General features: G+C 67.5%; 10 protein-coding genes. 7 read left to right on the top strand and 3 right to left on the bottom strand.

Annotation, left to right across the window (positions count from 1 at the left end; translation table 11 throughout):
* The first annotated feature begins 40 nt into the window (after positions 1-40).
* The gene (gene ubiA / locus ACFPPB_RS16160) at positions 41-1,066 is read left to right on the top strand and encodes a 4-hydroxybenzoate octaprenyltransferase (protein WP_377328940.1); all 1,026 of its coding nucleotides are present in this window, start codon (positions 41-43) and stop codon (positions 1,064-1,066) included.
* Positions 1,067-1,164: 98 nt separating this feature from the next.
* On the opposite strand, the gene ACFPPB_RS16165 is transcribed toward ubiA, so the two are convergent.
* Together ACFPPB_RS16165 and ACFPPB_RS16170 are read right to left on the bottom strand one after the other, a co-directional pair.
* Positions 1,165-1,866 (bottom strand): ComF family protein, encoded by a 702-nt coding sequence (locus tag ACFPPB_RS16165; RefSeq protein WP_377328942.1) that lies wholly within the window; start codon positions 1,864-1,866, stop codon positions 1,165-1,167.
* A 24-nt stretch (positions 1,867-1,890) separates the two neighbouring features.
* Complete coding sequence (locus ACFPPB_RS16170) at positions 1,891-2,097, bottom strand: hypothetical protein (protein ID WP_377328944.1); 207 nt, start codon at positions 2,095-2,097, stop codon at positions 1,891-1,893.
* Positions 2,098-2,249: 152 nt separating this feature from the next.
* Here ACFPPB_RS16170 and bioB point away from each other — a divergent pair, with 152 nt between their 5' ends.
* From bioB to bioC, 5 genes are read left to right on the top strand one after another with little or no spacing between them, the layout of a single operon-like run.
* Positions 2,250-3,293 (top strand): biotin synthase BioB, encoded by a 1,044-nt coding sequence (bioB, locus tag ACFPPB_RS16175; protein WP_377328946.1) that lies wholly within the window; start codon positions 2,250-2,252, stop codon positions 3,291-3,293.
* The gene (bioF, locus tag ACFPPB_RS16180; protein ID WP_377328961.1) at positions 3,280-4,485 is read left to right on the top strand and encodes an 8-amino-7-oxononanoate synthase; all 1,206 of its coding nucleotides are present in this window, start codon (positions 3,280-3,282) and stop codon (positions 4,483-4,485) included. The genes bioB and bioF overlap by 14 nt, the downstream gene beginning before the upstream one ends.
* Before the next feature lie 28 nt (positions 4,486-4,513).
* On the top strand, positions 4,514-5,290 hold the full coding sequence (locus ACFPPB_RS16185; protein ID WP_377328948.1) for a sulfurtransferase: 777 nt from the start codon (positions 4,514-4,516) through the stop codon (positions 5,288-5,290).
* Positions 5,287-6,072, top strand: coding sequence for a pimeloyl-ACP methyl ester esterase BioH (gene bioH / locus ACFPPB_RS16190; protein ID WP_377328950.1), 786 nt, complete (start codon positions 5,287-5,289; stop codon positions 6,070-6,072). The genes ACFPPB_RS16185 and bioH overlap by 4 nt, the downstream gene beginning before the upstream one ends.
* Positions 6,069-6,950: a malonyl-ACP O-methyltransferase BioC gene (gene bioC, locus ACFPPB_RS16195; protein WP_377328951.1), complete on the top strand. Its 882-nt coding sequence runs from the start codon at positions 6,069-6,071 to the stop codon at positions 6,948-6,950. Before bioH ends, bioC begins: the two co-directional genes overlap by 4 nt.
* Before the next feature lie 6 nt (positions 6,951-6,956).
* Here bioC and ACFPPB_RS16200 read toward each other — a convergent pair whose 3' ends face one another.
* Positions 6,957-7,427 carry a hypothetical protein gene (locus tag ACFPPB_RS16200; RefSeq protein ID WP_377328953.1) on the bottom strand — a complete coding sequence of 157 codons (471 nt, stop codon included), beginning with the start codon at positions 7,425-7,427 and terminating at the stop codon, positions 6,957-6,959.
* Between the two features lie 276 nt (positions 7,428-7,703).
* Between ACFPPB_RS16200 and ACFPPB_RS16205 the strand changes: the two genes are divergently transcribed.
* Positions 7,704-10,547 carry a glycoside hydrolase family 20 protein gene (locus ACFPPB_RS16205; RefSeq protein ID WP_377328955.1) on the top strand — a complete coding sequence of 948 codons (2,844 nt, stop codon included), beginning with the start codon at positions 7,704-7,706 and terminating at the stop codon, positions 10,545-10,547.
* Positions 10,548-10,758 lie beyond the last annotated feature (211 nt).

Here is a 10,758-nt window from a genome sequence, read left to right on the forward strand (position 1 = left end):
GCACGCGAATAGCGCGTGGCGGCCACGCTAAACTTGGCCAATGGCCAACCCTCCCCGCAAACGCCAGCGCCGCAACGCCCCGCCTTCAGCCACCACCCGGCCACGCCCCGGCGTGGCCAAACCCGCCGCGCGGCCGGCCCAGCCAGCCGACAGTTCGACCCGCGCCACCAAGGTATTGAACTGGCTGCTGCGGAAACTGCCTACGCGTTATCGCGAGAAAGCACTGGATTACCTGGTGCTGACCCGAATGGATCGGCCGATCGGCGCGCTGCTGTTGCTGTGGCCGACCTGGTGGGCGCTGTGGCTGGCGGCCGGCGACTTCCCGCCGTGGAAGCCTCTGATCATCTTCACCCTCGGCGTATTCGCGATGCGCGCGGCCGGTTGCGCCATCAACGATTACGCCGACCGCAAGCTGGATCCGCTGGTGGCGCGCACGGCCGGCCGGCCGATCGCATCGGGCCGGGTGACGCCGCGCGAAGCCCTGGCCGTGTTCGCCGTCCTGCTGGTGTTCGCCTTCGTGCTGGTGCTGTTCACCAACCGGCTGACGATCGAGCTGTCGTTCGCCGGTGCCGCGCTGGCCGCGCTGTATCCGTTCACCAAGCGCTATACCTATATGCCGCAGGTGGTGCTGGGCGCGGCATTCGGCTGGTCGATCCCGATGGCATTCGCCGCGGTGACGAATACGGTGCCGCCGGTGGGCTGGCTGCTGTTCATCGGCAACATCCTCTGGTCGGTGATCTACGACACCGAGTACGCGATGGTCGACCGCGAGGACGACCTCAAGGCCGGCGCCAAGTCCACCGCCATCCTGTTCGGCGACGCCGACCTGCCGATCCTGGGCGTGCTGATGGCTACGTTCCTGCTGGCGATGCTGTTCGTGGGCCAGCGCGCCGCGCTGGGCTGGCCGTACTGGCTGGGCCTGCTGATTGCCGCCGGGCTGTTCGGCTATCAGCACTGGCTGATACGCGACCGCATCCGCAGCGCCTGCCTCGCCGCGTTCCGCCACAACAACTGGCTGGGCCTGGCGGTATGGATCGGCATCGTGCTGGCGCTGGCGCTGCGCTGATCCCCACGATGTTGCAGGAGCCCGCTGGCGGGCGATGCTCTTGCTTTGATGCTCGGATAGGAAAAATCAAAACAACGGCATCGCCCGCCAGCGGGCTCCTACCCGCGGGGCGACGGCGCCCGGGCCAGCGCCCACACGTCCACCCGCGGCACGCCGGCACGTCTGAGCACGCGGGCGCACTCGGCCAGGGTGGCGCCGGTGGTCATCACGTCGTCGAGAATCGCCACATGCGCAGGCAGCGCGATGCCCGCGCGCAACGCGAACGCGCCACGCACGTTGCGGCGACGGCCGAGTGCGTCCAGCTCGGTTTGCGCATCGGTCCGGCGAACACGTTGCAGCACGTCGTGGTGCAGTGGCACGTCGAGTTCGCGGGCGAACGGGCGGGCCAGCTCCAGTGCCTGGTTGTAACCGCGCTGACGCAGCCGGCCCAGATGCAGCGGCACGGTCAGCAACAGTTGCGGCGGTTCGATCGGGCGGAGCTCGCGTCGCCACAGCGTCGACAACACGCGGCCGGCAGCGAGATCGGCTCCGAATTTGTAGCGCGATTCCAGCCTATCCAGCGGCCAGCCGTAACGGAACGGCGCCCACGCCGCATCCCATGGCGGGGTACGGCGCTGGCATTTGCCGCACAGTGGCGCCGGCGTCGCCAGCGGCAGGGCGCAACGCAGGCAGCAGCTGCGATTGCGCGGCAGTTCGGCCGCGCAATCGGCGCACAGGTCGATGCCATCGGCACCCGCTGCGCCGCACAGCAGGCAGCGCAGCGGCAACACGAATTGCCGCAGTCGTTCCCACGTTGTCATCAACGCCTCCATGCGCATCTCCGTTCAACGACCCGGCTTGTACAGCGCAGCGTCTAGGATCGACCACAGGTGGATCAACCATCCGAGCCAGATAATCCACAGCAAGGCGGCCAGCACGAACATGACGATCGCCTTCAGCAAACGCCCCTGCACCAGCTGGCCGAGCCCCGGGATGAAGAAACTGCAGATGGCCGCGAGCACGTTGCCGCTGCTGCCTTGTCCTTCGCTCATGCCGGTCCGCTCCGTGCCTGATTGCCTGATGGCGCGATGGTAGCGGCTGAGCCGTGTCCACGCCCACGTCAACCATCAATCGATGCCAATTGGTTGACACCCCGTGTAGCGGCTCCCACACTTTCGCGATTCTGTATGGGAGTCTCTGTTCCATGGTCGACACCGTCATCCGCCACGACTGGACCCGCGCCGAAGTGGCCGCGTTGTTCGCGCTGCCGTTCAACGAGCTGCTGCATCGCGCGCACGCGGCACATCGCGAGCATCACGATCCGAACGCCGTGCAGGTATCGACCCTGCTGTCGATCAAGACCGGCGGCTGCCCGGAGGATTGCGCCTATTGCCCCCAGGCGGCGCGTTACGATACCGGCGTGCAGGCGCAGAAACTGATGAGCGTGGAAGCGGTGCTGGAACGTGCGCAGGCGGCGAAAGATGCCGGCGCCAGCCGCTTCTGCATGGGCGCGGCCTGGCGCGGCCCGAAGGATCGCGATGTGGTGAAAGTGGCCGAGATCGTACGTGCGGTGAAGGGCCTGGGCCTGGAAACCTGCGCCACGCTGGGCATGCTGAGCGGTACGCAGGCCGACACCTTGAAGGCGGCCGGACTCGACTACTACAACCACAATCTCGACACCGCGCCGGAGTTCTACGGCGAGGTGATCCACACCCGTCAATACCAGGATCGCCTGGACACGCTGGGGCACGTGCGCCATGCCGGCATGAAGACCTGCTGCGGCGGCATCGTCGGCATGGGCGAATCGCGCGACCAGCGCGCCGGCCTGCTGCAGACCCTGGCCACGCTGCCCGAGCATCCGCAGTCGGTGCCGATCAACCAGCTGGTGCAGGTCGAAGGCACGCCGCTCAACGGCACCGAGGCGCTGGATCCGTTCGAGTTCGTGCGCACCATTGCGGTCGCCCGGCTGCTGATGCCGGCCTCGATGGTGCGCTTGTCGGCGGGCCGACAGCAGATGGACGACGCGGTGCAGGCACTGTGTTTCTTCGCCGGCGCCAATTCGATCTTCTACGGCGAGAAGCTGCTGACCACCGGCAATCCGGATGTGGAACACGACCGCGCGCTGTTCCGCCGGCTCGACCTGCATCCGCTGCAGGTGGTCGAGGAAGCCGGCACTGTACACGCGGACATCCTGGAAAGCGGCACCGCTGGCTGCGGACAAAGCTGTGGCTGCAGTGCCGCGGCCTGACCTGCTCGAGCGTCTGGCCGCCCAGACGGCCGAACGGGCCGACGCGAAACTGCTGCGCCGGCTGCGCACCATCGATCGGGCCGACGGGCCGTGGCTGGACGTCGGCAACGGGCGCCTGCTGTCGTTCTGCAGCAACGACTATCTGGGCCTGGCGCAGCATCCGCAGCTGATCGCCGCGCTCACCCGTGCGGCCAGGCACGGCGGCGTAGGCAGCACCTCGGCGCATCTGATCTGCGGCCACCGCACCGAACATGCGGAGCTGGAGGAGGCGCTGGCCGTATGGACGGGCCGCGAACGCGCGCTGCTGTTCTCCACCGGTTACATGGCGAACCTCGGCGTGCTGCAGGCCATGCTGGCGCGCGGCGACATCTGCGTGCAGGACAAGCTCAACCACGCCTGCCTGCTCGATGGCGCGAAACTCAGCGGCGCCGAACTGAAGCGCTATCCGCATGCCGATGTCGCCGCCGCTGCGCGGCAACTGACGAGCAGCCCCGATGCCGCCGCGCTGCTGGCCACCGACGGCGTGTTCAGCATGGATGGCGATGTCGCGCCGCTGCGCGAACTGGCGGCCTTGTGTGCCCGTGAGCGCGCCACCTTGCTGGTCGACGACGCGCACGGCCTCGGCGTGCTCGGCGAGCATGGTGCCGGCAGCGTCAGCGCCGCCGACCTGGACCAGCATGAAGTACCGCTGCTGATGGCCACGCTGGGCAAGGCGCTCGGTTGCATGGGGGCCTTCGTGGCCGGTCCGGCCGCGCTGATCGAAGGCCTGATCCAGTTCGCACGCCCCTACATCTACACCACCGCGATGCCGCCGGCGCTGGCCGCCGCCGCGCTCGAGTCGGTGCAGCTGGTGCAGAAGGAAGACTGGCGGCGGGAGAAGCTCGCCGCGCTGATCGCGCGCTTCCGCCACGGCGCCGCCGAACTCGGCCTGCCGCTGGCCGCCTCCGCCAGCGCGATCCAGCCATTGCTGCTGGGCAGCGCCGACGCGGCGCTGGCTGCGGCGCAGGCGCTGGAACGGCTCGGCCTGCTGGTCGGCGCGATCCGCCCGCCCACCGTGCCGCCGGGCCAGGCGCGATTGCGCATCACGCTGTCCGCGGCGCACGAGGAAGCCCATGTCGACCGCCTGCTGGACGCGCTGGAAACACTGCATCTGCCGGCAGCGCACCAGGCCGCACCGGACGACCACGTATAATCGCCGCCTGCTCCGCCGATTCCCCCGCATGTCGATCGTCAACATCTCCGCCTACAAATTCGTCAGCCTGGACGACCTGCCCGCGCTGCGCGAACGGCTGCTCGCCCGCTGCGAAGCACTGGCGCTGAAGGGCACGATCCTGCTGGCGCCGGAAGGCATCAACCTGTTCCTTGCCGGCAGCCGCGCTGCGATCGACGGCTTCATCGTCGCCTTGCGCGAAGATCCGCGCTTCGCCGACGTCGACCCGAAAGAGTCGTTGTCCGACGAGGTGCCGTTCGGCCGCATGCGAGTACGCCTGAAGCGGGAAATCATCACCATGCGGCTGCCGACGATCCGCCCCGAAGGCGGCCGCGCGCCCGCGGTGGACGCTCCCACGCTGCAGCGCTGGCTGGATCGGGGCCACGATGACGAGGGCCGCGAAGTCGTGTTGCTGGATACCCGCAACGACTACGAGACCGCGGTAGGCAAGTTCCCCCAGGCCGTGGATTACCGCATCGGCAGCTTCACCGAGTTTCCCGCCGCCATCGCCGCCGACCGCGCACGCTACGAAGGCAAGACCATCGTCTCGTATTGCACCGGCGGCATCCGCTGCGAGAAGGCCGCGCTGCACATGCAGGGTCTCGGTATGCCCCATGTCTATCAGCTCGAAGGCGGCATCCTGAAATATCTGGAGCAGACCGACGGCGCTCACTGGCGCGGCGATTGTTTCGTGTTCGACGGACGCGTTGCGGTGGACAGCGCACTGGCGCCGGCCGGCATCTCGATGCCTGCGCCACGGGGCAATGACAAGGACCCCGCCGCATGAGCCTGCATGTGGAAACCCGTGGCCATGGCCCCACGCCGATGGTGCTGCTGCACGGCTGGGCCATGCACGGCGGCGTGCTGGCGCCGCTGGTCCAGGCGCTGGAAACACACTGCACGATGTACGTGGTCGACCTGCCCGGTCATGGCTATTCGCGCGACTGCGGACTGCCGCTGGAACCGCACGCATGCGCCGCGGCGATCGCCAGAATCACGCCGCCGGCGATCTGGCTCGGCTGGTCGCTGGGCGGCATCGTCGCGCTGACCGCCGCGCTGGAGATGCCGCGGCAGGTGCGTGGTCTGGCGATGCTCTGCGCCACGCCGAAATTCGTGCGCGATGCCGACTGGCCGTTCGGCGCCGACGGCAAGCTGGTGCATCAGCTCGCTACCGACCTGGAAACCGATTACCACGCCACCATCGAGCGTTTCCTGACGCTGGAAGCGATGGGCAGCGCCGACCCGCGCGCCGAATTGCGCCATCTGCGCACGCTGGTGTTTGCTCGCGGCGAACCCGACCTGCGCGTCCTGCAGGAGGGTATCCGCATCCTGGAAACCATCGACCGTCGCGCCGCGCTGCCCGACCTCGGCGTGCCCAGCGCCTGGATCAGCGGCCGCCGCGACCGGCTGGTGCCGCCGCAGGCGATGGCATGGTCGGCGAGCCAGTGCGGCGGCAGCTACAACGACATCCAGCAGGCTGGCCACGCGCCGTTCTTCGGTCACGCCGACGCCGTCGTGCAAGCCTTGCAGCCACTGCTGGCATCCAGAAATTCAGAGCAGGTTCGATGAGCGACTTCCAACTCGACAAGTCCCAGGTGCGTCGTCACTTCGGCCGCGCCGCCAAAAGCTACGAACAACATGACGTGTTGCAACGTGAAGTGCAGGCGGCCTTGCTGGAGCGTCTGGACTTCTATACGCAGACACCGCAACGCGTGATCGACGTGGGCGCCGGCACCGGCCGCGGCAGCGCGTTGCTCAAGCAACGCTATGCGAAGGCCGAAGTAATCGCTGTCGATCTGGCGCTGCCGATGCTGCGCACGGCGAAGCAGCACAGCAGCTGGCTGAAACCGTTCATCCGCATCTGCGCCGAAGCGACATCACTGCCGCTGGCCGACCACAGCGTGGACGTGCTGCATTCCAACCTGTGCTTCCAGTGGATCGACGACCTGCCCGGGCTGTTCGGCGAATGCGTGCGCGTGCTGAAGCCGGGTGGCCTGCTGGCGTTCTCGACGTTCGGCCCGGACACCTTGAAAGAGCTGCGCGCCGCCTGGGCCGAGGCCGACCAGCAGCCGCACGTCAGCCGCTTCCTCGACATGCACGACGTCGGCGACGCCATGCTCAACGCCGGCCTGCGCGATCCGGTGCTGGACGTGTTCCGCTACACGCTGACCTACAGCGAACCGCGCAAGCTGCTCGAAGAACTGCAGGGTCTGGGCGCCACCAACGCCGACCGCGCGCGCGAACGCGGCCTCACCGGCAAGTCACGCTACCAGCGCATGCTCGCCGCCTACGAGGCGATGCGCGTGCACGACCGCATTCCGGCAACGTGGGAAGTCGTCACCGCACATGCGTGGGGTCCACCTGTCGGCCAGCCGCGGCGTGGTTCCGACGGCGGCGAGATCGCCAGCTTCTCGATCGACAGCCTGCGCGGATCGCGACGCAAATAGCGGGGTTCATTCCGTCGCGGCAACGAAGATCTTCGGCACGTTGGCATCGATCCAGCCGGTGATGAACGCCTCCAGCCCCATCCGCGGCGGCACCGCGATGCCCGCGTCACGAACAAACGCGGCGGCCGCCGCGATGAACGACTGCTTCGACTGGCTGGACGCCCGCCGGGCCGCTGCCTGCTGCTGCCGTAGTTGAACGATATGCGGCGATGGCTGACCCGGCCTGGCGAACTTCTGGTAACGACGAAGCTCATCAGCCACCACGCCCGTATCGAACGATGCCTGCCACACGGCCTGTCGCGCCTGCAGCAGCTGGATCAATGACGCCGTCGCCAGCTGGCCGGTTTCGTCCACGGCCATCAGCACACGTGCCAGCGGCGCCGGCAACAGCGGCCGTACGCCGATGCAGACAGATGCATCAAGCGACTCCAGCTGGCTGAGGAAGCCCGCGTGGGGGAAGGACTTCGGTGCGTCCATGGGTTGCCTGAGGTTGGGGAGCGTCGACGATACGTCCTTCACCGTCGGCATACCATGACGCCGCGCATGCGCCGCCATTGACCCCGGCAACGATGCTGCCCACGCAACCTGATTCACCATAGAATTCCCGCACATCGCGGACGTCATCCGCTGCAGGTCATGGCCTGCGCGCGGCAGCGAGCGTCTCCCACATCATGGTGTTCCACCGGCCTTGCCTGCAGGAGACTGACGATCGAGCTGGAAATCCAGGGCCTCTCGTCAACTCGGGAAGGCCTGTTGATCGAAGTCGGCCGGTTCGTGATGGCCAACGGATTCACCCTGCAGCGGCAACGGCTGGTGCAGGACCCCCACGGGATCCTGCTGACGATGGTCGTGCCGCAGCTGCTGGCACTGCAGCGGTCCGTGGCCGAGGCGGCGCGCGAGTCATCGTTGGCGCTGCCCGGCAAGCGCACGGGGAGCTGGGTGTTCCGGAGCGAATACCTGCTGGATGATGGCCTCGACCTGCGCGAAGCGATCGAACGCATCGGCGTACCTGGATTGCGCGCGCTGGTCGAAGTCGACCAGCAGGGCACCCAGCTGCACATCCACGACAGCCCGCTGTGCGCCCAGTATGGGCATTCCGGCTGCAGCTTCTTCGGCGGCTTCCTGGAGGGTTTGCTGGGCCTGCCATCGCGCCGGGCAGCATGTCGATCTTCCCGGTGTGTTGCCGCAGCTACGGTGCCGACGCGTGCGTGCTGGAACTGTCGGATCGAGTGGCTTGGCGTCACTGCGAAAGGCGCAGAGCAAACATTGCTCGCGAATAGGCCGACGGCTTTGCTGTATTCATCGGGGCGTGGTTGCTTGAATTATTCGAAGCCTCGCCTCAGCATCGTTCGAACACATTCCCGGGGAACATCGGCCGTGCCCAGACATCTCGTTGCCCTGATGCTTCTCGCCTTCCCGCTGTTCGTTCAACGAGCGCATGCGCAAGCGGCGGTCATCCCGCAGCCGAACCGGATCGAGGCAGGGCACGGCAGCTTCGCGTTGAACCGCAACGTGCGCATCGTCGCGCCGGCCGATCGACGCGCCCAGGAAATCGCGGCCTTCCTGCGCGATGGCATCCGTGAGGACAGCGGGATCGCGCTGCGGATCGGCGCGGCCACCAGGCAGCCGCACATCGAGCTGCGCATCGATCCTACCGTGCAAGGCGAGGAGGCCTACCGGCTGACCGTCGCGCCGCAGCGGGTTGAGATCGTCGCGACTGACGATCGCGGGCTGTTCTGGGGTGTGCAGACGCTGCGGCAGCTGCTGCCCACCGGTCATGGCCGCACGCTCTCGATTCCCGCCGTGCGCATCGACGACGCGCCGCGCTACCCCTGGCGCGGCGTGATGCTGGACGCGGCACGGCACTTCATTCCGGTGGCGCTGGTCAAGCAGCAGATCGACCTGCTCTCGCGCTACAAGCTCAACGTGCTGCACTGGCACCTCACCGACGATCAGGGCTGGCGCATCGCCATCCGCAAATACCCGAAGCTCACCAGCGTCGGCGCCTGGCGCACCGAGGCCGGCGGCAGCCGCAGCGGCGGCTTCTACACCCGGCAGGACATCCGCGACGTGGTCGAGTACGCGCGCCAGCGCAACGTGATGATCGTGCCGGAGATCGAGATGCCGGGACATGCCTCGGCGGCGGTCGCGGCCTACCCGTCGCTGTCCTGCCCTAAGCAGCCGATCGCGGTACCGACCACCTGGGGCGTGTTCACCGACATCTACTGCGCGGGCGACGAGGCGACGTTTGCGTTCCTGCACGACGTACTCGACGAGGTGGCCGAGTTGTTCCCCGCGCCGTACATCCACATCGGCGGCGACGAGGTGCCCAAGCAGCAATGGGCGCAGAGCGCTTCCTCGCAGCAGCGCATGCGTGACGAGCACCTGGCCAACGTCGACGGGCTGCAGAGCTGGTTCGTCCAGCGCATCCAGCGTGACCTCGAAGCGCGCGGCAAGACCCTGGTCGGTTGGGACGAGATCCTCGAAGGCGGCGCCGACCGCAACGCGGTGGTGGAAATGTGGCGCGGCGATGCCGAGGCGGCCAAGGCACTGGCCAACGGCAACCGGCTGATCGTCGCCGGGCCGTTCTACCTGGACACGCCGATCGAGGATCTCACCACGCAGGACATCTACCGCACCAATCCGTTTGCCTCGCCGGCTTTCGCGGGACACCAGGACCAGGTGCTCGGCGCCGAGGCGCCGCTGTGGAGCGAATACGTCACGCCGCGCAATCTGGAAGCGATGCTCTACCCGCGTGTCCTCGCGCTGGCCGAGCGCCTGTGGAACCCCGACGTCCACGACTACGCCGACTTCCAGCGGCGCCTGCGCGCGCAGTATCCGTGGCTGGATGCGCAGCACATCGCCTACGGCCCGGAAGACCGCGACCTGGTCGACTACAAGCTCGAGTTCAATGCGCCGCACCACCGCTGGCGCGTGCGCGCCGCGCGTGGCTTCGACGACATCGAACTGCACTACACCGTCGACGGCAGCGAACCGACCGCGCAGTCGCCCACCTTCGGCGACGTGCTGGATCGCTACACGCCGGCGACGCTCAAGATCGCGCCTTTCCGCCACGGCGTGCCCTACCTGGCCAGCCGCTCGTTCCGGACCGTCGACAACAAGGCGCTGGGCAAGCCGGTGACCTACCTCACCGCCCCCGACCCACACTACGCCGGCACCGCGACCCAGCTGGTCGACGGCGTCATCGGCAGCGACGTGGAATACAACGACGGCCTGTGGGCAGGCTGGCGCGGCAATGACCTGACCGCCACCATCGACCTGGAACATCCCACGCCGATCCACGCGATCCAGATGCGCTTCCTGCAGCAGAGCGGTTCCTGGGCGCTGTTCCCGCGGCAGGTCGCCTTTGCGGTCTCGGACGATGGCAAGACCTGGCGCACGCTGCAGTCCACGCCGATCGCCGTGGAGCCGATGGACCTGCGCGTGATGATCCGCACCGTGCGCTTCGACGCCACCGCCCCGGTGACTGCCCGCTACCTGCGCGTCACCGCGCAGAATTACGGCCTGCTGCCGCCGGGCCATGAGGGCGCGGGAAAGCCGGCGTTCCTGTTTACCGACGAGATTCTGGTGCGGTGAACCTCAGGAACAGCCCTCACACGTGAGTCTTGTCATGGGCGTCGGAGTAGGGGCACGACAAGCGATGCAGTTGCCAAATCGTTTCCTGATTCCCCATCTGTCGCATCCTACGATACGACAAGGGTAGACGCTGCAACCGTCTGAAGAGACGGAGGTAGTGTCATGAAGAAGAACCAAGTGCAGTTTCAGTCCGGCATGAGCCTGATGGCTT

Source organism: Rhodanobacter terrae, from assembly GCF_042657005.1.
In the GTDB taxonomy this organism is placed as follows: domain Bacteria; phylum Pseudomonadota; class Gammaproteobacteria; order Xanthomonadales; family Rhodanobacteraceae; genus Rhodanobacter; species Rhodanobacter terrae.